The organism is Nostoc sp. PA-18-2419 (assembly GCF_005869855.1).
Taxonomy (GTDB): domain Bacteria; phylum Cyanobacteriota; class Cyanobacteriia; order Cyanobacteriales; family Nostocaceae; genus Nostoc.
This window is the reverse complement of sequence record NZ_SZNH01000012.1, coordinates 88,299-113,827: the sequence shown is the minus strand read 5'-3', so window position 1 is coordinate 113,827 and position 25,529 is coordinate 88,299. Positions and strand designations below refer to the sequence as shown.

The following is a 25,529-nucleotide window of genomic DNA, read 5'->3' as shown; positions in this document are numbered from 1 at the left end:
ACTTGGAAGTGGGGCGATCGCGATGAGGTAACAAATCCTGTAATAATTTTCAGCATATTGCCCATAGGCAGTTTTGTCCTGCTGATGATTTTAAAGATTTGTATAAATTATTTTTCTAATATATTCAGTACAGCTACTCAGGTTTTTAAAAATAGTTTGGGGGTATGACTTCCGGTTTTACCCTTACAGCAGGTAAAACAGGTATATTTTAAATTTCAAAAATCAGCAGTGTCCACAGAATCCAGTCTTTACAGTATGTTGATTCAGTAAATTACTTCCTTTTTTACATAAAAGAGGAAGATTTACGAATTTTTCACCTCCGCATACAACAGATTTATTGCACCGAAATTCGCGGTTAAATCAATGGCAGGTGAAATTGTATTAGCTAATAAAGAAAAGATAGTCCTAGCAGTCAATAGGAATAATTACAGGTCAGTAGTTTCCGAAGTCCTAGCAAATAGAAACTTGATTGAAACTAGAGATATTGGAGACTTCGTAGGTTTACCAGTTGAAGACTATGTTCGCGCCAAAGTAGAAACAATAAAATTAAGCGTATTTTTCTTCAATTTTCAACAACCACCATTTAGAGAAAGACAAGGATTTAGATTTGTTCGGGTAACCTATAATATCCCCGATGTAAACAGAGCCAAACTAGATTGGCTGACAATTAAAAATGCCTGTGGAGGAGCAGAGGGTTACACCTGGGGAAGATTCCGAGCCACTGCAAATCTAAGCAATGGCAGACAGATGCAAGTCTACGGCGGCAGTGACGAGACAGCTGCAAATATGTTGCGGTCGCTGGCAGCATTCTCAACTGCCAAAATACTCACCATGACTGTAGCCGAGGAAAAGAAAGAGGGGAGACGGGCAGAAAATAAAAGAATGTACAAAGAGACAACACGCGTATATCCGGCATTTTTTAGTGTTTTGAATTTTGAAAAAGTAGTAGTAGAGGAACAAAGAGAATACTCAGGTTTTAATGCTACTCTTGCCGGAGATTTTCGGCGTAGCCGGACAAAAAAAATACCCCTTTGGGTGAATAAAGAGCCTTCAACCGCCAGAGCAATTATTATTGAAGCGCTCCGAGTTAGAGGAGTAAACCAGCAATAGCGATTAAATATGCCATTATCCAAAAAAAAGCCAACAACAAATAGCGGTCTTCAAATACCAACTTCCATCAAAACTATTGCTGGAAATAATGATTACGTATTGATGGTTGATAGTAATGGGATACCTTATAAAATCACTAAAGCCAATTTCCTAGCAGGGTTATCTAGTAGCGGCGGAAATGGAAATACTAGCAGTGACGATCCATATTTTAGTGATGTATCTTTATTGATGCCTTTTGATGGCTCCATAGTCGATATAAAAGGCAAGGCTATTACTGTAGATGGTTCAGCAGTAATCAGTACAGAACAAATTAAGTATGGAAGCTCTAGTATTAAATTTAGTGGCAGTAATCCGAAATTATCTACAGTATTAGAAACTGGAGCCTTAAATAACAATTTAACTTTAGAATTCTGGTATTACTTCAACGCTTTAGGGACAGCAGACCAAGATTTATTCGCAACAAGTGACTTGGGCTTGTTAATAGAATGGGACGGAGGCGAAGGGAAATTACGCTTTAAGTATGGCTCCACTAATCTCTATCCTTCTACTAATAACTTAACTCCAAATGGCTGGCATCATTTAGCATTTATTCGCAACGCTACAGCTATTCAGACTTTTGTTGATGGAATTTCAATTGCTTCTAGTACGATTACTCCACAATCTTTCACTGAGAATATTCTGATTGGAACTGCGATTAATGGTCGAAGTGCTAATGGGTATATGAGTAACCTGAGGATAACCAAACAAGCTCGATACAGCGCTAATTTTACGCCTCCAACTCAAGCATTCCCAACAATCTAGTAGATAAATGTGCAAACGCAACCAAGGATAAATACTGGTAATGCTAGAAAAATTAACAATTAAACAAAAAATAGCTGTCACACTTGACCACAATAGTGGAACTAACGTTGTGCCAATCTTTAATTACGTTCCTTACAGTAAATCAGGTTACAGACTAATTGATGAATACTTGGAAATCAATAATTTAAAAGCAGTTAGTTGGATTTATAATCTGACTCCAGTTGCATTCCCAGTTTTTGAGTTAGACGATAGTGAATCTAAACAATTGCTTACAGCGATTAACTTAGAGTGGAATTCCCCACGAATCCAACTTGATGTAGTTTGTCAAATAGGCAACGCTCAAGACTGGCAAAGAATAGCAGCCTACTCCCTATTAAATCCCGACCCCTACCCCTACAGAGAATATTCTCTAGGCGACCATAGTTTAGGCAACAATGCAATGATTGGCTTACAAATCCGAGACGCCAACTATGGTTTACTGCAAAGTACTACGGCTGGAGAAGATAAGGTAGTAGCTTTTTGTGATTTAACACGTCAAATAACCATTGAAAAATTAGTAGATACATCCGTCAAAATAGCGAATAACATCACCACTATTGCAGCAACAATTATCAACACTAATGCTAATAGAAAAGGTTTGACGTTGTTTAATAGCAGCGATAAGAACGTATTTATAGATAGTGTTTCAAGTGTTAGCACTAGCAGTTATCTAGTAAAACTTGAACCTGGGGATTATTGGGAATCTCCCGCACCAATCTATACAGGTGCTTACTATAGCATTGTGGATTCTGGTAGCACTGCAATAGATATCAGGGAGTTTGTCTAAGATGTTTGCAAATAGTCCCGGTGGTTTATTAGCAGAAAAAGCGAAATCCTTTTTTATAGATGCCGTGCAAAACAGTCCTGCTAATAAATTTTTTCGCGACCAAGCACCATCGATTTATGAATATTTACAAGACATAGCAATTGCCAAACTGATATACGACGAATGCACAGTAGGCGTAGAAATTAATGACAGGTTGCTTGTTTGGCGAAATCCAGCATGTCAGCCACGCCAACCACCACCGTTGCCTCTCCCATCTTCACAACCAGTACAAGAAGACTTTAGTCCAGTTTCGTGTAGTTCAGGACTACCAGCATTGAGCATTTCTCACTTACAGCATTTTCAAAACTCTGAATATAACAATTCCATTGTTAGACAAATAGATTGCGAAATACTTGAAGTTGAGTACCCAAAAGAATATCACTATATTTCTGATAATCACCAAGTTGTTTTTCAAGGGGCAAAAGTTACTGTAGGCGTCACAATTCAAACTACAGGGGATGTAACCGAAAATATCAAACAAACATACACAATATTTATCCAGGTTCAAATACCGATGATTCCAGAGACCCGTATAATTATGCTTCTTACAACGAAGGCACAGAAGAATATACGCTTTTTGGATTTGTTGGCGTACTAGGTAGCGTCGTCGGTTTTGCAAGATATAACGCTCAACCAGTATCAAACTTCCGCTGGAAATATCGCGAACAGTATTATCAAGTTGCCTACGTTGACAATGACGATTTGTTAACTGGTCAAATCGGAATTTATCGCCAAGTATGGATTATTGAGAGTTTTTGTGGCAACTACAAAAAGCCTCCAGCACCACCACCTCCACCACGACCACCCAAGAAAAAGGACTGTTGTATGTGTTGTCCAGGGCAGCAAAATAACGATGCGTTACTCAAGCTCATACTAAAACGCATTGGGTCTTTACCCGCAGATGTGCCAGCCAGCTTTCTAACTAAAAAAGGAGTCCAACCAGCACAAATCAAAAAAGTTGAAAGCCTCACAGATTTTATTGCTTGGTTTGCTGAAAGATTTGATGAAACTGTAGGCGAATTTGAAATTACTATTGAGGTAGACGATGCCGATTTAACCAAAGAAGGTAAGCAAACACAAACTATTCGGCTGCCAAATCTAGCAGAATCAATTGCCGAAATGTTTTCAATGATGATTCATTTCAATATTAATAATGAATTGATATTGAATATTGTTAATCGCACGTTGATAGAATCTGGACAAATTAAGCAAAGTGAATTCAAGACTTACAGCGCTTTAAATGCACTTATAGATTACGTGGGATTTCACACCAGTTCGGAAGTTCAAAAAATGCCACTCAGTTTTACAGTTGGAGAAAAATCTTTTGACAAGTTCTTGAAAGAATCAGAGCAGAACGTCTCAGTATTAACCTACAACGAGAAAGAGACTCTAATTGCAAAAATGCAATCCCTTCTGCAAGCAGCTGCAATCACTAGAGCCGTGCATTACAAACGCACGGGTGGTAATCAACAACAGATTGCTAGCAAACTAAAAAGTGATTTACTGACACTGCTGGGTGAAAGTGGCACTATCACCGACCAAGTAAAAGCCTTCATTAAAAATCTGGATCAGGTCTACGATGGCATCAATAATCAACCTCAGCAGTAGGATTATCCGTGCTACTGCTGTTCCCAATGGCAAAAGAGTCGTTTTAAATTCAGCATCCGGTGAAGGTGGATTTTTTGGTTTTCTAGGGTCTAATGCCCAATCGCTACTAAAAGGTTTATTTTCTCTGATCTCCCAAGGATTAGCTTGGACATTTACCTCTATTTGGACAGCAATAGTAGTCGCTACCAGTTTCATCTTTAATTTTAATTTCAACATCACTGATGCCGAAATCCAAGCCCAAATTGACAATAGCTTTGTCACCATCGCTGGCTTACTAGGTCAGGCAGCAGGAAAGACGCTCGGATATCTTGCCTGTGGTGCTTTGCCTGCTTTAGGAGTTTTCACCATCAGTCCTACAGTTTTTGAGGCAATTGCCCCAAAAATAACAGAGGAGCTTCTAGAACAGCTAGCGAGCGAATATTCAATAATTATCTATCAAAGCTCTAGACTGCTTTTAAACTCTGGATTCTTGTGGCTATATGGTAGTATTCGCCGTGCTTTCCGGGGCAGCGATAACGATTTGAAAAATCGCCTAGTAGCAGCTGGTGCCAATGAAGAGAAAATCAAAAAAGAACTAGAAGCTAGAAGTAAACCGTTTGTTCTTTCCCAAAAGATACAAGAGCGTATTGACTCAATTGGGGGTAAAAAGACCAGAGCATTTGTTGACCAGGCTTACCAAGAATTTGGTGTAGCTTGTACGGAAGCTGGCTATGTAGTGGCAGGTGCTTTGGACTCTTATATTTATCAAAAGAAGCTTGCGACTAACGAAAATCTAATTGAAATCCAATTTGACAACAATAATAATCCTGTTGTTAGAGAAGTTACTACAGTAAATATTCAACCACATTAATAATTGGTTTACCGCTAGAATTGATGGAAACTGTAAAGGGAATAGTTGCGCTACCACTAAATACAGCGTTGTCTCCATCATAATTAAAGTTTGTATAATTATTTGCGGCTGAATTGCTAGTACTATCAGCTTCTTTGCTTTGTAAATAAGATGCTATTTCTATTAATGATTGGGCGGCGGTAGAACTTTTAAAAGTTCCACTAGTACCACTACTAAAACCTAAATTTGTGAGATATTCGCTAGCGGTTAGTTCTATGCTGCCTGTAGCCGTAATTGTTGGGACAGAAGGAATACTAAAAGAAATCGCGACCGAACCCGTGTTCACATTAAAATCAAGGGTTACGTAATTACGCTTACTAGGATTAATTGTTGTATCCGCTTCGCCATTTTTAAGAAAAGTTACGAGTTCAATCAGTGCATTTTCGGCGCTGGTTGATTTTAAAGTGCCGTTAGTTCCAGGTGTTACGGAGGTCATGATTATCTTTGAAAAATCGTCTAATAAAAATGMAAACCCAAAGGGTTTATGTTATAACGCGAGGCTGAAAAACATTATATATTCAATTTTTTCTTGGGCAGTATTAATTTAGACCCTCATACTTGAAAGATTAAAGATATGGCTCGACGATTCAATAATTTAAAATCAGCCTTAAAGTACCTGCGTCCACCAGGAGCTAATGAAAACTCTGTAGTTCCAGATGCACCAGAAGGAACCCAATTGAGGAAATTTCAGGACTTTAAAGCGGGCAAGGTAGTTGTTAAGGTTACTCGCAATGCAGACAGCCTCCCTGGTGACGAAACCTCTTGCTCTCTCAAAGCTTTCGCTGATTTGAGTACCTCTACTACCAGATACTTGGTTAATATTTCAGGCAGAGCATTATCCGGTATTGCAAATACAGGCTTAAATGCTTCAGATGATTTAAATATTGATACGACTCCAACAAATAATGTGGGGTTGGAGAAAGTTAAAGGTTTTGTGCCAGCTAAAGCTACTGTTTCAGTTGTCCCAACAGGTGCCGGTTCACCAATTCAATCGAAAATAACTGGAAATAGCTACAAAAAGAAAGCAATAAAAACCTATACTTATCCTTTTGGTATTGGTACAACACATAACACCTACAAAAGTGTTAAGGCTGCAATTATTACTAAGGTTACAGCTCCAGGGACTAATCGTGGTGTTTCTTTCAAACCTGAGAAATTTTAATTATGCTTGAAGACATTCTCCAACTGAGGATTGTCACAACTGAGGGAATGTCCGAGAGTGAATCATTAAAACTAATCGAGCAATTAGAATGTGCAGAGCTTGCTCAAAAACGTTTTATCGAAGGTTCGATTAGCTTTGAAGATTATTTAGACATTTTAGAACTGTGTGAAGTTGATATTGATGATTATTTGGAAATAGTCGAGGAAAATCTTGAAGGAGAAAAAATCTTACTTTAAGACTTATTCAGAACTGCAACTAAGCTTAAAAAGTAGTTAGTATGGGCGACCCAGTTTTACAACTTGGTAACTCGAATAACTGGGAGAGCGTTTATACAAGTTCAGCGAATGCAGTAGTTAGTGCTGATGGTCAAAGTTATAGACCAATTCCCACAATTACAATTCCAATACTGCTGGATAAGCACATCATCGCAGTTTCAGTTACTTGTAGTACTGCCAAGCCGACTTGGTATTTTGGCGGTTTTATTAACCAAAAAATTGCTTTAGGAATACTGGTTGGAGGATTGCCAGATTCGGAAGCTGTGCAGAAGCGCAAAATCTGGCTCAATCGAATTACTTTAATTATCTTTCCGAAGCTGACACAAACGTATTCACTTTCGCTTGATGTTCCTAAGTGGTTTCAAGATGTCAGTTTTAGTGTCTTTAAATATATTGGCACTGAATCTGATACTACTGAAGACTTAATTAATCAAATTATCAACGTAGATTTACCACGGATTGAAAGCAAAATTGATGCTCTTTAAATTCTCATATTTAGCATCAATTTGCTGTTTTCTAATACTCAATAACTTTTGCCAATGCCCACTACATACAATGATTGATTTAAAAAATTCAATTGATGTACTTTTAGGAATTTTTGCGCTGGTTGCTATTGTTTATCGCATTAGCCATATGGAAGCAGCAATTTATCGAGAAATCGATAAAGTTTCAGATGAACTTAGAAAGGAAGTTCATTTAATTCAGATGGATTTCTTTACACACAAGACTGATTATACAGTTCGTAAGGAATGGCAATCTGATATAGCACGCGGACTAAAGCAGATGATTAAGCATAAGTCCAGCAGGCTGAATTTTCACATTATTGATATCCAACGCCACCTAGAAAAACATACTGGGTTTATTATTCGCTCTCAGCCTGTCGCTGACCCAGACGAAGACGAAAACGAAAATTAACTTCTGAGCCTGGGAATACTATCAACACGTTAATGAGCAGTAATTCAAATGTCTAAATCAACTCTCAACACTCTCAGTACAATTTTGGGTTTAGTTGCCGGCGGGTCAACTTTGCTCGGTGGTACTGGTGTAATTAATCATCAATTAGCCTCAACGTTGACTGGTCTTGCTACAGCCGTGCTGGGCTATTTAGTGCAACAGCCGGCTTCTGGTGGCGAGCAACAACCCCAAAAATAAGTCGCCGGGGATTCACTCTAGCAATTTGTGGGAATGGGGAGTGGTCATAGAGGTTGCTATCTTTTCCCGTTAAGTCTCTTTTGCAAGCTGCCAACCCTCACAGAGGTCGTGCAATTTTAACCAGCCTCGCCACAGTACCTGGATACCAATAGGGGTTTTATGTCGATGTTCTAAGTAACCCCCTAAACGAGCGATCGCTTGCACAGCCCAACTAACTGTAAATGTCTTGGGTAGTTTGGGTGATTTAGCTTTCAAAATGCGGATCTCAAGGGGATTGAGGATAACAATTGCATCGGCAGTTGGCTGAGTGCGGTGTAGATAAGTCAATTGCAACAATTCAACAGCAATTACACTTAAAAAACAATAGTATTGTCTTGATCCCATCAGCGGCAAGTCTGTATCGTTCTACTTGACACCCTGATTTTAAAACTTTCGCCTGGAGGATATCTGTTTTTGCTGCTGAGGCATAAAGGAGGCATGAAGTGCACTTTACTGAGCTAAATCATGACGGGCAACTCCGCCAGCTTGAGAAGCGTGTTGCCCAAGCTATTGCAGGCTACCCTCTCTACGGGGTGCGCTATCGACTGTTGCAATACGAGGACAACGCGGTATACCGTCTTACAGACGGCGATGGGAAAGACTACGTTCTTCGTCTCGGTGCCCTTGCCGGACACGATTCTGCTAGACAGCTCTCTGAGATGAAGTGGCTGGAGTGGCTTGGGAGTAAGGCGAAATTTCCAGTTCCGCTGCCGGTCGTCAACTGCGACGGTCAGCTAGTGACAGATCTACCCACCGCTGATCCAAGCGAGCCACACCTCGCAGTAGTCCTGCGCTGGGTTGAAGGCGAACATCCGTCACCCCCCATTGAACCTACATTTTTCTCCCAACTTGGCGAGATCACTGGACATATGCATCTCCTCGCTACGCATTTCTCAGTACCTGTGGGCTTTGTCCGACCAAGTTGGGATTGGCATCAACTGTTCGGTCCTTTCTCGGTATTCGAATCCAGGCTGTCAGGAGGCGGATCTCTTGAGGTTAGTAGTGTCCCTCTCGAAGATGCGCAACTCAATATACTCGCGTCTGTACGCAACGTGCTGTTGAACGACCTGCACAAGCTTAGATCAAGCGAAGATGCTTGGGGCCTTATCCACGGTGATCTGCATCGCGATAATATCCTTATTCATGATGGCGAGACAGGTGTGATTGATTTCGACGATTGCGGCTGGGGTTTCTTTCTCTATGACGTGGCTTCAGTGCTCGACTCGACTTACCGTCGCCTTGCTCGCAATCTAGGGGAGTACCAACAGCTGCGTGATGCCTATCTGACCAGCTACGATCGCATTCGCCCCCTTCCCACAACGACATCGGCACAGCTCATGATATTTAAAGCGATGCGAGACCTAGTCACCCTCAACTTCATCCTCAGCTCTACAAACTCTGAGGTGCTCGCTTGGGGACCACCCCGAGTTCAGTCGATTATGGAGCAGTTGAATGCGTATCTCGATGGCTCTTCTCGTTTCTGTATCTAACTTGACTCGTCAACCTCCCTAACTTTTCAGGGGATGTGGAAAAGAAAATGCGGTTCCACTGCTAAAAATTTCTGACAGTGCTTTGCCAAATCCAAAACTAAGAGCATAACCTATCGACATTGCGCACTCATTCAATCGGCGGTAAGCGAAGCCATGCCGTCAGGCTTATCGCCTAAATCACAGGTTGCAAAATTTTTCTCCCACTAATCCAGCATTGCTTGTCACCTTTAGCACCCAATTTCAATTACTTTACCGTATTTGCGCTGCTGTTTCTTAAATCCTTTGCCAGCAAGCTTTTCAAGACTTAACAGGAAAAGTCAGATAGAGGTTGTGCTACAGTCCGGCAAGGCGCATACGATGTAGTTTCAGTAGCAAAACCTCACATAGGAAATTGAGCAGTGGTAAAAATCAAGCAAGTTTGGCAGAGTTTGATTTCTAAGCCCCAGCAGCAGCTAGAAAAAGCTGAAGATATTGTAGAGTCTGGGGCAGAGGTTTCTAAAGCTGTCCTAGAATTTGCGATCGCCCTCGGTGTACTAACTACTGCCCCAGCAGCACCAGTAATCGCTGCTGGGTTATCGTTTGTAGGTATTGCCCGAAAAGGCTTGACATCACTGCGCGAGAAAACAAATAAAGAGTTTGAGATCGAAGAATGGGTAGCTCTTGCTTGCCCATTAGCTTATATAAATAGTTTTAATGCTTTAGTACAGAGAAATGTTTGGTTAAAAAGTAAGCTGAGTGCAGAGATAAAAGAGCAGGAAGTTAAACCTCAGTTTAATCAACTCAAAGAAGTAGAACTAAGTAATAGTGAAGCTAAAGAAGCACTGACGGATTTTTCAAATTCAATATTAGGGCAAGCATTAAATCAAGAATTATCCACTTACCTAGAAATAAAAGGAATTAGTTCGGAGGTTGCTTCCCTAGTTACAGGGTGGGTTGCATGGGACACGTATAACTATATAAAACAACTTTTATCATACGAGCCAGAAGATGTAGTCCAAGCTTTAAATTTGGCTATAACGGCAGCACCAGAAATAAGGGCTAATGAGAAATACGCCAGCATAGAGTCATACCTGAAGGAGCAGATATCACCCTCACCAAGAGATCCAATATTAATTGAGCGGTGGAAGGTAATAGGTGAAGATTTTACAATTCCTAAGATTTATGTATCTTTGGAAGCTGAGTTGTTAGATAGCAATGATAAACCTAAACAAAATAAATCGGCTGTTAATTTAGAGAATTGGGTAAAAGAGCAACTGAATAAAGCTGAAAAAAATGACCAAGTTATTTTTATTCAAGCAGGCCCAGGCCGAGGGAAAAGTGTGTTTTGTAAAATGTTTGCAAATTGGGTCAGAGAACACCTTCACCCAGTTTGGACACCACTATTAATTAGACTAAGAGATATAGATGCTTTTGAACCAAATATTGAAAATACTCTTCGTGCAGCTGTTAGAGAAAGCTTTACCAATCGCGATGATTGGTTGAGCGACCGCAATACTCGATATTTATTTATACTAGATGGTTTTGATGAATTACGTTTTGAAGGAAGAACAGCCAAAGGAATTGAAGATTTTATCGGGCAAGTCGGAAATTACCAAGCACAAACAGGATGTAGGCACAAATTTATAGTAACTGGTAGAGAATCGGCTTTACATGGTATTGAGAATCGGATTCCTACCAATTTAGAAAAGGTAGAAATTGCTTTAATGGATGACCGACTCCAAAAGCAGTGGTTAGAACAGTGGGGTGCATTATTTGGACAAGATAAAGCAGAAGGATTTCAGAAGTTTATAGAAGCTAAAAATTGTCCTGAGCGTGTTAAAGAATTAGGGCGAGAACCACTGCTATTATACCTTTTAGCAGCAATGCACCGAGATAATGAATTAACGATTAAAATGTTTGAAGGTGCTAGCGGCACTCAGGCGAAAATAATAATTTATCAAACGATGCTGGATTGGGTTTTAACAAAACAGCGCCCAGAAAAACTTAATCAGCAACTTACAGAATTTGATACAGAAGACTTGCGGCTTATTTTAACTGAAGCCGGATTATGTGTTACTCAATCAGGGAGAGAATGGACTTCAATTAAAACAATCGAGGAACGCCTCAAAAGTGATAAATCAGCACGAGAGATGTTGGAGAAAGCTCAACAGAATCTTGGTGAAAATCCCTTAAGAAACGCGCTAGCAGCATTTTATTTACGACCAGCAAAAGCGTCTGAGTCAACAGAGGGTGCTGTAGAATTTATTCACAAAAGTTTTGGTGAGTTTTTATGCGCTCAAAAGATAGCAGAAAGTTTTGAGAGATGGATAAAAGTAGAACAGAAAGGTAAGCGGGAAATATTTGTCATTAACGATGATGAGCAGGTAGCAAAAGAAATTTATGACTTACTAAGTTATGGTGGATTAACACAAGAAATTGTTGATTATTTAATTGCTTTAATTGATGCAAATAAGCAATTTCAGCATCTAAAATTATTTGAACGCTTGGAATATTTTTATGAATGTTGGTATCGAGGAGAATTTATTAATGCACAGTCTGAAAGTTTGCCTCTAAACCAGATGCGAAAATTTCAAACACACAATATAACGTTGGGATTAAGAGAAGTAGATATATACACTGGTCTAAATGTGATTATTTTACTTTTAGAGTTACATCGTTATGTCAAAAATAAAGATGAATTAAAAGACAATATTGTTTTTTATCCCTGTGGTAAAGAGAACACTGATAATTTTGATAATCAGCGATTGCTTCTAATTGTTAATTACAGCAACAGCATTACTTTAAATACTTTTTCAGCAACTGTTGGTTATTTTCTCTCAGGCGCTCACCTCGAAGGCGCTAACCTAAGAGGCGCTAACCTCAATGGTGCTAACCTCAATGGTGCTCACCTCGAAGGCGCTCACCTCGAAGGCGCTAACCTCAAAAGCGCTCACCTAAGAGGCGCTAACCTCAATGGTGCTAACCTCAATGGTGCTCACCTCGAAGGCGCTCACCTCAATGGTACTAACCTCAATGGTGCTAACCTCGAAGGCGCTCACCTCTCAAGCGCTCATCTAAGAGGCGCTTACCTAAGACGCACTTACCTAAGAGGCGCTAACCTCGAAGACGTTAACCTCGAAGGCGCTTACCTCGAAGGCGCTTACCTCGAAGGCGCTTACCTCGAAGGCGCTTACCTCTTAGGCGCTAACCTCAAAGGCGCTAACCTCGAAGGTGCTAACCTTGATGGCGCTAACCTCGATGGCGCTAACCTCGAAGGTGCTTACCTCGATGGCGCTTACCTCGATGGCGCTAACCTCGAAGGCGCTAACCTCGAAGGCGCTTACCTCGATGGCGCTAACCTAAGAGGCGCTCTCCTCTCAAGCGCTAACCTAAGAGGCGCTAACCTCGACGGTGCTAAACTTAGCAATATTACTTGGGATGAGCATACAAATTGGAAGGATGCGCGAGGGTTGGATAAAGCACAAAACATACCTGAAGGCTTGCTTAATATAGCAAACTCAACTGCTCAACCCTCTGCCCTTCCAAACACTCCGCCTTCAGCTTGAAGAGGCACTTTCAAGGCACTTCAAAGGCAAGGTTTAGGCAAAAAATAACCATAAAAATAAAACCTTAGCGTATTTGCAGGGAATTAATCAAATTTCGTTCGGACTGAAAATCCTCGTGTCACCAGTTCAAGTCTGGTTCCTGGCATTTTCAAAAACCCTTGAAATCCAAAGATTTCAAGGGTTTTTGCTTTCTCACCCCTGAAAATAGAGAACAAATCTTTTAGTCTTGAGGTCAATTTTTGACGTTTTTAGATAGCTTTATAGATAAATTGGGTGTAAAAACCACATTGCTAAGTTCCCTACGCGATTGTTCGCCAAAAGGTTAATAGACCTCTTGCACTTATTGCTTTTTACAAGAGGTGGGAAAAGGGACTCATCTTAAAGGGGAAGGGAAAATACAAAAAAACCTTTCCCCCTTTTCCCGACTTATGCAAGAAGTCTAATCCATTAGATACTAGGTAAGTCTCCTTCAGGTAAAATGTTATCTATACTGAGTACCCACGGTATACCTTTGTCAATTGGAGAACTAACACTAATTTTAGCTCTGTTAGTAAATTGTTTCAATTTCTCAGTAAAATGGGGAACAGTTTTCATGATGTTGCGATAACTTTCCATATCGGGACAAATCATAATTAATGTCAGAATGCCACTATTAATTTGGAAATACCAATGGCAATGACATAACAAAACACGTGTCATGTTGTCGCAGGACAAGAAAAAGCTTTTTTTAGTTGCTTCTTCAAGTTGCCTGAATAGTATTTCACTGACTCTTATTGTTTGAACTGAAGGCAAATCATCTGGAGGTAGACAAGATTTAGTCATAGAATTTTAGCCTGTGGCAATATACAACAGCGATTTTTTGCACAAATATTGCAAAAAAATTCGGTCTTAATATTAGGACTTCTATTCAATTGTGTGACTCACCGGCCTTGAACTGGAAAAAGCTGATTCCTTACTCTCTGCTTATTGACAGGAGCAAATAAGTTTAAAAATTAAAGGTGATTAGTATAGTTAGTGTTATTCTTTTTGAGTTACAAGCCAAAGTAAATCTAACCACAAGCGCGGATAAGTTTCTTTCAAATTTGATAGGGGATCGCGCATCAAATTGTTGGCATTTAAACAAACAACCTCAACTAAACCAACGTATTCAGCTACTTCTCGAAGTAGGTTTTTCTCTGCTACTATTGCATTCATTAGTCTGTCAGGACAGTAAATACCAATATATCTTGTATGACAAATACACGTTTTGATATTTGCTCTTATTAAGTAAGGTTTAGGATTAATTACCTTTACATAGCACTGACGTAGTAATGCCCATACCCGTGGGTGAGCGTGTTCAATAATTACGCTAAATTGTTGGGCTAAGTCTTCCTCAGTAATCATTATTCTCTCCATTTCTGTAGCACAAACAACTATAAATTGCCTCTCATCTATTGCACATTTTGATAAATAGTCTATTGTGCAATAGATATCTGCATATTTATTTAAGTGAAAACCGTAATTTTTATTGAGGCAAAATTTACCTCAAAAAGTGAAATTGCTTAGTCATATATTCCTTACGGCTCATATATAGCTCACATATATTGGGACAGTGTTAACTGCTCAAAGCAATGCAACTGTGTTTATACTCAGCACTCGGCACTGGGCACTTAGCACTTTCCTATAACTCGTCTATCAAGAATCAAATCCTAAACCAATTTCTAAAACTGTATTCAGTGCTACTTTTTACCATAAAAGTTGGTAAGAGTCCAAATATGAAATAAGTCTTTTGTTGGCATAGGGTTGAGATAAGCATTTATTCTCTCACTGCTCCCCTGCCTTCAAAATAATGGGATATTTTTTATTGAAAGTCCTTTAGTAGCGAGATTAGGGAGTTTTGAGTCATATATAAACAGCCAAAAAACAGTCTTCAGCAAAAAAAATTGCATCTTGCAAGAAATTTGGCAAAAAGTGTGATATTCTTTGAATATAGGGAATCAAAACAGCGAAAGCACAGTAATGTCGTCGAAGAGGAATAATATAAACTCAAAGACCGTGCTTTCGCCTTGGCAGATTTAGTTAAATCCGCTACGGCTTTTTGAAACTCACAGAAGCTCAAGCCAATGAAGCAGGATAACGATCTCCGTAACAACTTGAAGTCAATTAGAACCCGCTTAGGCATGAGTCAACAAGATTTGGCAAACCTAGCTGGTGTTACCCGTCAAACTATAAGTGGTGTAGAGTCGGGACTATACGCTCCCTCAGTGGCCATCACACTTCGCCTAGCAAAGGCACTTGGCTGTCAAGTAGAGGATCTATTCTGGTTAGAGCGAGATTTACCTGAAATTGAAGCAGTACTTACCAAACCTCTTCCTACCGCTCAGCAGACGCGAGTCAGTCTGGCTCGTGTGGCAGGACAGTGGGTAGCTTACCCTTTAATTGGCAACGATGCTTTTCGCCAAGATATGATTCCTGCTGATGGAGAGGGTAAGACTCAAATCGGTACAGATAAAGTTCGAGTCCGTCTTTTAGATGATAATCTAGAAACACTGCACAACACTGTTGTGATTGCCGGTTGTGCGCCTGTGATTTCGCTATGGGCTAGAGCCACCGAACGCTGGCATCCCCAACTGCGAGTTCAATTTAACTTTGCCAACAGCATGTCTGCATTGCACAGTTTATGCCGAGGTGAAGCACACATCGCTGGGATGCACCTTTACGATTCCCAGACTGGTGAGTATAATACTCCCTTTGTTCGAGATGTTCTGGCAGGAAGAGAAGGAGTTTTAATTACTCTCGGTGTTTGGGAAGAGGGACTTCTAGTCAAGTCTGGTAACCCAATGGGAATCAGAACAGTGACTGATTTAGTGGAATCGGGAGTTAGTATTGTTAACCGCGAAATAGGTGCTGGTACTCGTTTACTTCTGGAACAAAAACTCGAACAGCAACAAATACCGTTTCATACTGTTGAAGGTTTTGACCATATTGTTCAAAGTCACCAAGATGTTGCCCAAGCAGTAGCATTAGGAGTCGCGGATGCAGGTATGAGTACCGCATCTGTAGCTACCGCCTTTGGACTGGGATTTATCCCTCTACATCAATCACGATATGACTTAGTGATTCTTAAGAAATATCTGGAAGAAGCGCCAGTGCAGCAGTTACTCAGTACTTTGGGCCATCGGATGGTTCACTCACAATTTGAAATTCTCGGCGGCTACGACATCAGCAAAATTGGAGAAATTGTAGCAACCGTCTAGAGTAGATTGCAATTATGGTTGGTTGTGTGGTTTCAAGAAAACTTTGCGTAAATTTGAATTCCTGTTGCGATCGCTCTTGTACAATTTTAGATTTTGAATTGGAAATTGCCTCCATTTCCCCAGAAATCATCTGATATCATGTCCGGCTAAGACTTCTAAATAAAAAATATCCCACTGTTCATAGTCAACAAAAGCCAGTGCGTTATCGGGGTTCCCCCGTTGTAGCAACTGGCACTCAACAGTCATCAACTTCAAACCGAATAATTTATTTGTTGGAGTTCTCTAATCATTTGTGATTGAAATCTCTTTGGAGTAATAAAGGTACGGTGACGCATCACCTCAAACCGTACATTCGATACAGTTTTGTCATTAATCAAGACAAATGATAACCAGAAATGCGATCGCCAATCATATGTATTCAATACTAAATGATTTTGTTGTACAGCATGGTGGGCGAAGTCCACCGTAGACATCGCCTCCAACGACCGTTCGCAACTGTAACTCGACAGTGTGAACCCAAAAACGAATCAAAAGACCCACCAAACAATTGCAGGAAAAATCATCATGTCCGACGACAAAATTAGACAAATTGCTTTCTACGGTAAAGGCGGTATTGGTAAATCTACCACCTCCCAAAATACCCTAGCCGCTATGGCAGAAGTGGGTAAACGCATCTTGATTGTCGGATGTGACCCCAAAGCTGACTCCACTCGTTTGATTTTGCACTGTAAAGCTCAAACTACCGTGCTACATTTAGCTGCTGAACGAGGCGCTGTCGAAGACATCGAACTCGAAGAAGTGGTAATCACTGGTTTCCGGGATATCAGATGCGTAGAATCTGGTGGGCCAGAACCTGGTGTAGGTTGCGCCGGTCGGGGTATCATCACTGCCATTAACTTTCTTGAAGAAAACGGCGCTTACTCAGACGTAGATTTTGTATCCTATGACGTGTTGGGTGACGTTGTGTGTGGTGGTTTTGCCATGCCAATTCGTGAAGGTAAAGCCCAAGAAATCTACATCGTTACTTCTGGTGAAATGATGGCGATGTTTGCAGCTAACAACATTGCTCGTGGTGTTCTCAAATATGCTCACACAGGTGGTGTACGTTTGGGTGGGCTGATTTGTAACAGCCGGAAAACTGACCGGGAAGACGAACTGATTAGCACCTTAGCAGCCAGATTAAGTACCCAGATGATTCACTTCGTCCCCCGTGACAATATCGTGCAACACGCCGAATTGCGCCGGATGACAGTGAACGAATATGCACCTGATAGTGGACAAGCTCACGAATACCGCACATTAGCAGACAAGATTATCAACAATACAAATCTCGCTGTTCCCACACCCATCGAGATGGATGAATTAGAAGAGTTGTTGATTGAGTTCGGTATTCTTGAAAGTGAAGAAAATGCTGCAAAAATGATTGCTACAGCTGATGCCCAACAAGAAGCTGCTAAAAGGCAAGAAGACGCCCAAGGCGAAGCACTAGAAGCACTTGCCAAAGGCAATGTGGAAATAGTTTCTGGTAGCTAAAAAGAAAGACTTTCGTTCTTGCTGATGAAATAGCAGAACTGACTGAGGAACGGAAGAAATTAAGTGGGTAATTAGCCCACTTTCTCTAACCATTAAAAGGATATGGAGGTTCTATAAATAAATCAGCAAAAACTTTCTGTGCAAATAACAGATTAATCAATCTCAATTGTGACTTGTGAATTCTTCAAGTTATTTTCAGAGCAATTAATCTGTTGATATCTACATGGTAAAACCGCTCTTGTGGTTTTTTGTTTACTCCTTGTATCAATTGGTTGGTCATTAGGGAATGAGGAATTCTCTTTCTCATTCCTTTTTATTTCATGCTAGAAGCAGACAGCCAAGTAACTAAAATTATTTCTCAATTTGGAAAATTCGCTACACCTGATAACTCTATCTATTTTCACTAAAAAAATGAATCCTCAACCGAGAAAAATCAATGATTCATTCAGTGAATCAAACGACGAAAACCAGCAGCAAAAGCAGAAGAAAAAAAAGCCTTCTACACAATTACCCCAGCCGGGAACTGCTCAAGGAAGTTGCGCTTTTGATAGTGCAATGATTACTCTAGTACCAATCACTGATGCTGCTCACATAGTTCATGGGCCGAGTGGTTGTGCTGCTAGTATTTGGGGAAACTACACTAGTCTCTCTTCTGGTTCAATGCTGTATAAAACACGCTTTACCAGTGACACAGATGAGAGTGATATTATCTTTGGTGGAGCAAAAAAGCTATACAAAGGTATTTTAGAATTACAAAGACGCTACAAACCGACTGCGGTATTTGTTTACTCTACCTGTATCACCGCTTTAATTGGTGATGACATCGAAGGAATATGCAAAGATGCTACTGAAAAAACAGGAATACCCACTATTCCCGTACATTGTCCTGGGTTTATTGGTAGCCAAAATTTAGGTAACCGCGTTGCTGGTGAAGCGTTACTAGAACACGTTATTGGAACTGCCGAACCAGATATTACCACACCATTAGATATTAACTTGATTGGTGAATATAATATTGCAGGTGCAATCTGGAATGTTCTACCGTTATTGGAGAAATTAGGTATCCGAGTTTTAGCAAAAATTACAGGTGATGCCGTGTATCAAGAAGTTTGCTATGCTCATCGTGCCAAGCTTAATGTCATACTCTCCTCAATAGCTTTAATCAACATAGCAAAAAAGATGGAGAAACTCTATGGTATTCCTTATATTGAAGAGTCTATTTATGGAGTAGAGCAAATCAATCAGTGTTTAAGAAATATTGCGGCGAAATTAGGTCATCCTGATTTAATAGAACGTACTGAAAACCTGATTGTAGAAGAAACTAGTGATTTAGAAGCAAAACTCACCCCTTATCGCATTCGATTGCAAGGTAAACGCTTAATCCTTTCGATTAAAAATTTCAAGAGTTGGTTGATTATCTTTGCTGCTCAAAAATTAGGTATGGAAATTATTGCTATCTGCACCCAAAATAATACTGAAGATGAATTAATTAGAATCAAAAGTTTCTTGGGTCAAGATGGCATAGTTTTAGAATCAGAAAGCCCAGAAGCTATCTTACAACTAATTAATAATAATCAAGCTAATATTTTAATTAGTGATGCTCGTTATCGAGATACTGCCCTAATAGCCAGAATTCCTTTCCTAGACATCGATATCGAACGCAATCATGCCTATGCGTGCTATAGAGGAATATTAGAAATGGCACGAGAATTGTATGCCACTTTTTACAGTCCTGTGTGGGAACAAGTATGCCGACCAGTTCCGTGGGATGTAGGAAAAACAGCCAAAGAAATTACGGGAGCATCCCCTACTTCATTGGAGGAAATCTAATGGCAATTGTTAGCGTTACAAGTACATCGGTTGCAGTTAACCCTCTCAAACAAAGCCAAGCTGTAGGTGCAACCTTAGCCTTTTTAGGCTTGAAGGGAATGATGCCTTTATTACACGGTTCTCAAGGTTGTACAGCTTTGGCTAAGAGGGTATTAGTACAGCATTTTCATCAGACGATTCCGCTTTCGACTACAGCAATGACGGAAGTTGCAACAATTTTAGGTGGTGAGGAGAGAGTTGAACAAGCAATTCTGACTTTGGTACAGAAATCGAAACCGGAAATTATCGGTCTTTGTACCAGTGGACTTGTGGAAACCAGAGGCGATGACATGGAACGTTTTATCAAAGAGATTCGCCACCGTCACCCAGAACTGGATTATTTACCAATTGTACTTGTCTCTACACCAGATTTTAAAGGTACATTACAGGATGGTTTTGCTGCCGCAGTCGAAAGTATAGTTAAGGAAATTCCCCAAGAATCCTCAAAGCAAAAGGCTTGTCCCACACAAATCACAATTTTGGCGAGTTCTGCTTTTACTCCCGGAGATATACAAGAAATTAAAGAGATTGTCACCTCGTTTGGACTGATACCGATTGTTGTCCCTGACCTTTCCGGTGTTCTAGATAGTCAGATACAAGATTCCTCTGGTATCATCGCAGCCAATGGCACTACTTTGTCACAGTTGCGTTCAATCGATAGTTCTGTGTTCACTTTAGCGTTAGGTGAAAGTATGCGGGCTGGGGCGCAAATTTTAGAAAAGAGATTTAATATACCTTACGAGGTGTTTGGCGAATTAACAGGAATAACAGCAGTAGATAAATTTCTGCAAGCATTGGCAGATATCAGTGGTGTCAGCGTACCAGAGAAATACCGCTATCAGCGGCGTCAGTTGCAACATGTGATGTTGGAGAATCACTTTTACTTTGGTTGTAAACGAGTTGCTTTAGCGCTGGAACCAGACTTACTATGGTCAACGGTTTATTTCCTGCAATCGCTGGGAGTTCAAATTCACGCCGCAGTCACGACAACCCGCTCTCCTGTACTGGAAAAACTGCCGATTCCTAGTGTTACCATTGGTGACTTAGAAGATTTTGAGCAGCTGGCGGTTGGTTCTGATTTGCTGATCAGCAATTCTCACGCAGTTGCGATCGCCGAACGCTTAAAAATTCCTCTCTACCGTCAGGGAATTCCCATTTTTGACCGTTTAGATTGCAATCAGTCTACCAAAGTTGGCTACCGAGGCACAATGCAGGTTTTGTTTGAGATTGGCAACCTGTTTTTAGAACAGGAGGCAATAGTTAAGCATTAAATGGAGCCGACTCTAAGTGTTCATCCCAGTTTTCAGTAATAGTGCCTTGAAAGACACTTGCTTGCTGTCTCTAGACCAAGGTTAGTTACCAGTAATTACAAATAATAGCTGTTATGTTTGTATTGTCATTAATTGCTTTGGCAATCGCTCTAGTTTTTTTTCGTATCAGTGCGAATATTCTCGATCAGATAGATCAGCTAATAAGCATATTGATTATCTTATTTTTCTTGAGTTTAAGTCTGATTTTTGCACCTTTAGTGGTCAAACTACTGATTACAATAGTTTTGCTGCTCACTAAACAACCAAAGCCTAGAATTAACGCCCCCTTCACTGAGTCCTCAATTAGTCAGAAACAAAAATTTTTTTACCAAAAATATTGGTAAGATGTAGCAGTAGATACAATCTTTTAGAACAATTTTAGCTTTGATAATTAGTATCAAGCCGTATACGTTATTTGTGAATATACCAACCAATGCCAGTAAGTTAGGCGCAAGCTTCTGCATTGACTCAAAATTAAGTCTTTCATTCTGATGAATCCAGTACAGCTAAGGCAAATAATTGTGAAGGCGAGTCGTGTTAGAAGAAAACTTCGCCGCCTTGATTTTACAAAATCTGTGGTGCCTGCGGCGGGCATACCCCTACTCTTAAACAAGCAAGGTGTTGGCATTAGCGTCCCTTGCGCGTCTCGTAGAGAAGTGGTAGCGAATCCTGTCTGCGACACGCTACGCGAACGAGCGCCAGCCTTTGGTAGAGAACCGTCTCCAAAAGTTGTCATTGCACCATCTTTGCTTACCTGGTTCGAGGTTCTTGGCTACACAGTTTTATTAGAGCCAGACATTGCTTTGGGTAAGTATCGGATCGGGCGCAGCAGCTATAAAGAGGTGATTTTGCACGATCGCCTTGATAGCGCTTTACAAAAAATTAACCCCACAAAACCGCCTGAAGCGATCGCCAAAGCTATTTCTCAAGTTACTTCTACACAGAGTTCTGACTTGTTGGAAAACAACTACCGCTTTCACAAACTTCTAACCGATGGTGTTGAAGTTGAGTACCTCTTGAACAAAGAAATAGTTTGTGATCAAGTACGGCTCATCGATGCATCTAACCTACTAAACAATGATTGGCTAGTTATTCATCCATTGACTGTAGTTGAGGGGAGCCATGCTCATTGTCCTGATGTGGTTGTTTTTGTCAACGGTTTACCCTTGGCAGTTATTGTCTTAATCGATCCAAGTTACGAACAAGCCACGTTCAAAGCAGGCAAAGAGCGAATCCAAGCCTACTTGCAAGAGATACCAAAGCTGTTTTACTACAATACATTATTAGTTATTACTTGCCAAAATCAGGCACGAGTAGGTACATTAACCTCGGACTGGCAAGAGTTTTTACCGTGGCAGACGATTGATGGTGAAGATTTTCCTGCAAAGGGCACAACTGAGCTAGAGGTGTTGATTCAAGGTATTTTTGATAAACGGCGTTTCCTAGAGCAAGTATTGCACTTTATAGTATTTGAGTTAAACGGAACCGACATCAGTAAAAAGTTGCTTCGCCGACCTTTTTGTACAACACCAAATCCCAATAAAACGTTCAACGAATAAGGAGTACTAGAATATGGAAATTAGCGCTCGTAACACATTCAAAGGAACTATTAAGGCAGTTAACACTGGAGCAATTAATAGTGAAGTCATCCTTGAAATCTCACCAGGTATAGAGATAACTGCAATCATCACCAATGGGTCTGTAGATAATCTTCAGCTTCAACCAGGAAAACAAGCACAAGCAATTATTAAAGCATCAGATGTGATAATTGCTGTATAAAGACAAGTATTGATAGTTGAACATTTATATAGCATTAACTTAATATTTTAAGTTACTTGAAATCTTGAGTTAATGCAGCACATTTTTTGTGTATTTTCCTATCAAAAATTAAATAGATATTTACCCGCTTGTGGTTAAAATTGCAATCCCTTGCAATACAACAATAAGAACAGTGACTATGAAAATTGGACTTTTTTGTAATTACGAAAATCATCATCAAAATGCTCGTCGCACCATGTTTGAACAAGTCGCATTGGTAAGACACGCAGAAAGCTTGGATTTTGAAGAAGCTTGGGTCACAGAGCATCATTTTAATGATTTCAGTGTCAGCCCATCAACTTTAGTATTAATGGCACACTTAGCAGGCGTAACTAACAAAATTCGATTAGGTTCAGCAGCATTATTGCTGGCATTTCATAACCCAATCACTATTGCTGAAAGCATTGCTACACTCGATAATCTGTGCAACGGGCGACTTTCCATTGGAATAGCTAAGGGTGGGCCGTTTCCGGAACAAAACAAGCATTTTGGTACTTCTGTGAGTGAATCTCGCTCTCAAACTCTAGAAGCAATGACACTGATTCATAAGCTACTATATCATACTGATGTGTCATTTAACGGTACATATTACCAGTGCGAAGGGGTAAATATTTATCCAAAACCTTTGCAGAAACCGATTTCAGTATATGTAGCAACCAGCGATGATCACGCACTTAAGTTTAGCGCCCTGAATTCTCTTGGCTTAATGGGAGGAACACAGTTTTCTTTAGATACTCTTAAAAAAAATGTTACGAAATATCGTACTATCAATTCCAGCGGTTCAGATCGACTGATGCTAGCACGGTTCTTTTTTGTTGCTCGCACAAATGAAGAAGCAGTCAGTGAAGCGTTGCCTTTTCTCCGCACTTTTAACCAGAGAATGAAAGCTTTTAAAAATAAAGTTCAAAATTCTGAGAATCACAGTCAACATGTAATGCCAATTAGTAGGCAAAAAAGCTCTTTTGATGAAAATTATTTGCTGGAAAACTCAATTATTGGTGATGTAACTACCTGTCGTGACAAAATCAAACGATTTCAAGATGAACTTAATTTAGACACTCTAGCACTCAATCCCTGCTCGTTAGACTTACAAAAAAAACTACAAAGTTTGACACTTTATAATCAAGAGGTGCAAACTTATGTCTAAAAAAGCTGCGATCGCCTAATTCCTAAAAACTAAACTTTCAATTGGTAGTGGACAAAATGATCCGGCAATGTTTACGCCCTGATTTTTGACATTTGTTGGGGCATAGCAAAAACTAATATTTATGCAAATGGTGAGTTACAATACCCTCCTAAAATACTCACGATATAAATTGCATCTGGGTATAACTTTGTTATCCTGTTGCTGAACTAATCCCATACTGTGCAACTTATAAATCTGCATCGAATCTAATTCCACAGGCTCAGGTGAGATGACCACCTTTGTTAACGCTTCCTTTAAACCTTGAGTCTCTTCCAAGTGCATCGTCTCCAAGTAACGCCGCAAATGATTACTATAAATTCCTGCTTCTGTTGAAGCATCTTTTAATAGCTGTTTTAGTGTTGTCTTTTGAGTGTAAACTTCGTACATTGCTAACCGCACCAAATAAGGATGTCCTCCTACTACATTCATTAATTCCTTTACCTGAATATCATCCCAATTCATTCCATGAAGGCGAGCCAAATCTATCACTTGCTTGTCTTCAAATTCCAGCAACGCTACTGGTAGTCCTGCATTAAAGGGAGATTGGTTAATATCTAAGGGAATATAAACTTCGGTAGAATGTGCCATCACTATCCTTAGTTGTTTCCATTGCTCAAAAATTTTTCCTTTTTCATGCCAGCTTCGCAGCATTCCTAAAAAGTCTTCAATGACTTGATTATAGGGAAAAATCCTATCTACTTCATCTAATCCTAAAACTAAAGGACAATCTATTGCTGGTAATAAATATTCCTCAAAATACACCGTGCAGTTATCATTGCTACCTAAAATTTCCGTATCCCAATAATCTTTTAATCGATTTTCTAACTTTAATTTCCGACCAACCATTAAACACAACCAGCGCACGAACTTATCCAAATTTGTTAAAATTGCACGCTCTACACTATTTAAATCTAAATATACCGTTTGATAATTCTGGGATTCAGCATGAGCCAAAATTCTGGTCATCAATGAAGTTTTGCCCATTAGCTTCGGCGCTTTAATCCGAATTAAAGAAGCAGGTTTGACAACTGTCTCGTAACAAATAGACTCTATGCTATCTCGCTCTACATAAAAAGGAGAACCTAGAGGAACCGAGCCTTCTGGAAATGATAGTTCCGCCAACGAGGATTTTAGCGGGACATTGGAATCGATTGGTGGATATTGTTGCTTTTTCCAGGCTCTTTCTAGCGCTCTTTTAAAATTACTCTTTGTTACCTCTTCCCCTAATGCCTCTGAAAGCTTTTGCCACAGTTGAGGGCCAACATCTCCTCTCAGGTAGTTTACAGAGAGATGATACTGCTCTGCCATCTTTTCATAGGTCAGACCGTCCCACGAGCCTAGAAGCACATCTATTTCAATATCTTTGGGATGTTCTCCAAAATTTTTGAAGACAATTTGCTCGGCAACTTGTTTAGCTTTTTTCCAGGTAAAGGCTGATGTTGAGTTCATGGATGTTGAGGAAGCAAAAATAACTTCTAACAATATCCTAAAGTAAGATGGCGGAATTCCGCAGGCTGAAGGCAGAAGGCATAAAAGTCTGTAATACGAGCTTTGTGTTGATTATTAATATTGTTGATTGGCGCTGTACTGTACTACCTATCCCTGGTAATTTTTCTTCGCTACCCATTTTTTCCTACTTTT

Annotated in this window: 25 protein-coding genes and 1 pseudogene; 20 read left to right on the top strand and 6 right to left on the bottom strand. The window is 40.0% G+C overall.

Annotated elements, in window-relative coordinates; translation table 11 throughout:
• Positions 1–363 precede the first annotated feature (363 nt).
• The 6 genes from FCR06_RS14825 (at position 364) to FCR06_RS14800 (ending at position 5,234) form a co-directional block, all read left to right on the top strand.
• Positions 364–1,110 (top strand): hypothetical protein, encoded by a 747-nt coding sequence (locus tag FCR06_RS14825; protein ID WP_138500914.1) that lies wholly within the window; start codon positions 364–366, stop codon positions 1,108–1,110.
• A 9-nt stretch (positions 1,111–1,119) separates the two neighbouring features.
• Positions 1,120–1,911 carry a LamG domain-containing protein gene (locus FCR06_RS14820; protein ID WP_138500912.1) on the top strand — a complete coding sequence of 264 codons (792 nt, stop codon included), beginning with the start codon at positions 1,120–1,122 and terminating at the stop codon, positions 1,909–1,911.
• A gap of 40 nt (positions 1,912–1,951) precedes the next feature.
• Positions 1,952–2,737, top strand: coding sequence for a hypothetical protein (locus FCR06_RS14815; protein ID WP_138500910.1), 786 nt, complete (start codon positions 1,952–1,954; stop codon positions 2,735–2,737).
• A 1-nt stretch (position 2,738) separates the two neighbouring features.
• Positions 2,739–3,374 carry a hypothetical protein gene (locus tag FCR06_RS14810; RefSeq protein WP_138500908.1) on the top strand — a complete coding sequence of 212 codons (636 nt, stop codon included), beginning with the start codon at positions 2,739–2,741 and terminating at the stop codon, positions 3,372–3,374.
• Positions 3,375–3,478: 104 nt separating this feature from the next.
• Positions 3,479–4,384, top strand: a complete 906-nt coding sequence (locus tag FCR06_RS14805; protein ID WP_138500906.1) for a hypothetical protein — start codon at positions 3,479–3,481, stop codon at positions 4,382–4,384.
• The gene (locus FCR06_RS14800; protein ID WP_138500904.1) at positions 4,356–5,234 is read left to right on the top strand and encodes a hypothetical protein; all 879 of its coding nucleotides are present in this window, start codon (positions 4,356–4,358) and stop codon (positions 5,232–5,234) included. The genes FCR06_RS14805 and FCR06_RS14800 overlap by 29 nt, the downstream gene beginning before the upstream one ends.
• On the opposite strand, the gene FCR06_RS14795 is transcribed toward FCR06_RS14800, so the two are convergent.
• Entirely contained in the window at positions 5,209–5,709 is a 501-nt protein-coding gene (locus FCR06_RS14795; protein ID WP_138500902.1) for a hypothetical protein, read from the bottom strand. The two genes, FCR06_RS14800 and FCR06_RS14795, sit on opposite strands and share 26 nt — an antisense overlap.
• A gap of 138 nt (positions 5,710–5,847) precedes the next feature.
• Between FCR06_RS14795 and FCR06_RS14790 the strand changes: the two genes are divergently transcribed.
• The 5 genes from FCR06_RS14790 (at position 5,848) to FCR06_RS14770 (ending at position 7,862) form a co-directional block, all read left to right on the top strand.
• Positions 5,848–6,435: a hypothetical protein gene (locus FCR06_RS14790; RefSeq protein WP_138500900.1), complete on the top strand. Its 588-nt coding sequence runs from the start codon at positions 5,848–5,850 to the stop codon at positions 6,433–6,435.
• A gap of 2 nt (positions 6,436–6,437) precedes the next feature.
• On the top strand, positions 6,438–6,671 hold the full coding sequence (locus FCR06_RS14785; protein WP_138500898.1) for a hypothetical protein: 234 nt from the start codon (positions 6,438–6,440) through the stop codon (positions 6,669–6,671).
• Positions 6,672–6,712: 41 nt separating this feature from the next.
• Positions 6,713–7,195, top strand: coding sequence for a hypothetical protein (locus FCR06_RS14780; RefSeq protein WP_138500896.1), 483 nt, complete (start codon positions 6,713–6,715; stop codon positions 7,193–7,195).
• A 70-nt stretch (positions 7,196–7,265) separates the two neighbouring features.
• Positions 7,266–7,625: a hypothetical protein gene (locus FCR06_RS14775; RefSeq protein ID WP_138500894.1), complete on the top strand. Its 360-nt coding sequence runs from the start codon at positions 7,266–7,268 to the stop codon at positions 7,623–7,625.
• A gap of 48 nt (positions 7,626–7,673) precedes the next feature.
• A complete protein-coding gene (locus FCR06_RS14770) occupies positions 7,674–7,862 on the top strand; it encodes a hypothetical protein (protein WP_138500892.1) in 189 nt (62 codons plus the stop codon).
• 69 nt (positions 7,863–7,931) lie between these two features.
• Here FCR06_RS14770 and FCR06_RS14765 read toward each other — a convergent pair.
• Positions 7,932–8,295: pseudogene (locus tag FCR06_RS14765) on the bottom strand (IS4 family transposase); the annotation flags it as partial.
• A gap of 49 nt (positions 8,296–8,344) precedes the next feature.
• Between FCR06_RS14765 and FCR06_RS14760 the strand changes: the two are divergent.
• On the top strand, positions 8,345–9,391 hold the full coding sequence (locus tag FCR06_RS14760; RefSeq protein WP_138500888.1) for a phosphotransferase enzyme family protein: 1,047 nt from the start codon (positions 8,345–8,347) through the stop codon (positions 9,389–9,391).
• Between the two features lie 398 nt (positions 9,392–9,789).
• Positions 9,790–12,936 (top strand): pentapeptide repeat-containing protein, encoded by a 3,147-nt coding sequence (locus tag FCR06_RS14750; RefSeq protein WP_223280147.1) that lies wholly within the window; start codon positions 9,790–9,792, stop codon positions 12,934–12,936.
• 447 nt (positions 12,937–13,383) lie between these two features.
• Here FCR06_RS14750 and FCR06_RS14745 read toward each other — a convergent pair whose 3' ends face one another.
• Positions 13,384–13,758: a hypothetical protein gene (locus tag FCR06_RS14745; protein WP_138500886.1), complete on the bottom strand. Its 375-nt coding sequence runs from the start codon at positions 13,756–13,758 to the stop codon at positions 13,384–13,386.
• 195 nt (positions 13,759–13,953) lie between these two features.
• A complete protein-coding gene (locus FCR06_RS14740) occupies positions 13,954–14,319 on the bottom strand; it encodes a hypothetical protein (protein ID WP_138500885.1) in 366 nt (121 codons plus the stop codon).
• 719 nt (positions 14,320–15,038) lie between these two features.
• Here FCR06_RS14740 and FCR06_RS14735 point away from each other — a divergent pair.
• Positions 15,039–16,172, top strand: coding sequence for a substrate-binding domain-containing protein (locus tag FCR06_RS14735; RefSeq protein ID WP_138500883.1), 1,134 nt, complete (start codon positions 15,039–15,041; stop codon positions 16,170–16,172).
• A 251-nt stretch (positions 16,173–16,423) separates the two neighbouring features.
• Here FCR06_RS14735 and FCR06_RS14730 read toward each other — a convergent pair whose 3' ends face one another.
• Positions 16,424–16,645 carry a hypothetical protein gene (locus FCR06_RS14730; RefSeq protein WP_138500881.1) on the bottom strand — a complete coding sequence of 74 codons (222 nt, stop codon included), beginning with the start codon at positions 16,643–16,645 and terminating at the stop codon, positions 16,424–16,426.
• A 91-nt stretch (positions 16,646–16,736) separates the two neighbouring features.
• On the opposite strand from FCR06_RS14730, the gene nifH reads away from it, so the two are divergent.
• From nifH to FCR06_RS14695, 6 genes are all read left to right on the top strand, one after another.
• Positions 16,737–17,705 carry a nitrogenase iron protein gene (nifH, locus tag FCR06_RS14725; protein ID WP_138500879.1) on the top strand — a complete coding sequence of 323 codons (969 nt, stop codon included), beginning with the start codon at positions 16,737–16,739 and terminating at the stop codon, positions 17,703–17,705.
• A gap of 411 nt (positions 17,706–18,116) precedes the next feature.
• A complete protein-coding gene (nifE, locus tag FCR06_RS14720) occupies positions 18,117–19,535 on the top strand; it encodes a nitrogenase iron-molybdenum cofactor biosynthesis protein NifE (protein WP_138500877.1) in 1,419 nt (472 codons plus the stop codon).
• Positions 19,535–20,845 carry a nitrogenase iron-molybdenum cofactor biosynthesis protein NifN gene (nifN, locus tag FCR06_RS14715; protein WP_138500875.1) on the top strand — a complete coding sequence of 437 codons (1,311 nt, stop codon included), beginning with the start codon at positions 19,535–19,537 and terminating at the stop codon, positions 20,843–20,845. Before nifE ends, nifN begins: the two co-directional genes overlap by 1 nt.
• A gap of 530 nt (positions 20,846–21,375) precedes the next feature.
• On the top strand, positions 21,376–22,443 hold the full coding sequence (locus tag FCR06_RS14705) for a type I restriction endonuclease (RefSeq protein WP_138500873.1): 1,068 nt from the start codon (positions 21,376–21,378) through the stop codon (positions 22,441–22,443).
• 13 nt (positions 22,444–22,456) lie between these two features.
• On the top strand, positions 22,457–22,663 hold the full coding sequence (locus FCR06_RS14700; protein WP_138500871.1) for a molybdopterin-binding protein: 207 nt from the start codon (positions 22,457–22,459) through the stop codon (positions 22,661–22,663).
• Between the two features lie 178 nt (positions 22,664–22,841).
• The gene (locus tag FCR06_RS14695) at positions 22,842–23,849 is read left to right on the top strand and encodes an LLM class flavin-dependent oxidoreductase (RefSeq protein ID WP_138500869.1); all 1,008 of its coding nucleotides are present in this window, start codon (positions 22,842–22,844) and stop codon (positions 23,847–23,849) included.
• Positions 23,850–23,984: 135 nt separating this feature from the next.
• Here FCR06_RS14695 and FCR06_RS14690 read toward each other — a convergent pair whose 3' ends face one another.
• Positions 23,985–25,337 (bottom strand): AAA-like domain-containing protein, encoded by a 1,353-nt coding sequence (locus tag FCR06_RS14690; protein WP_138500867.1) that lies wholly within the window; start codon positions 25,335–25,337, stop codon positions 23,985–23,987.
• Positions 25,338–25,529: the final 192 nt, after the last annotated feature.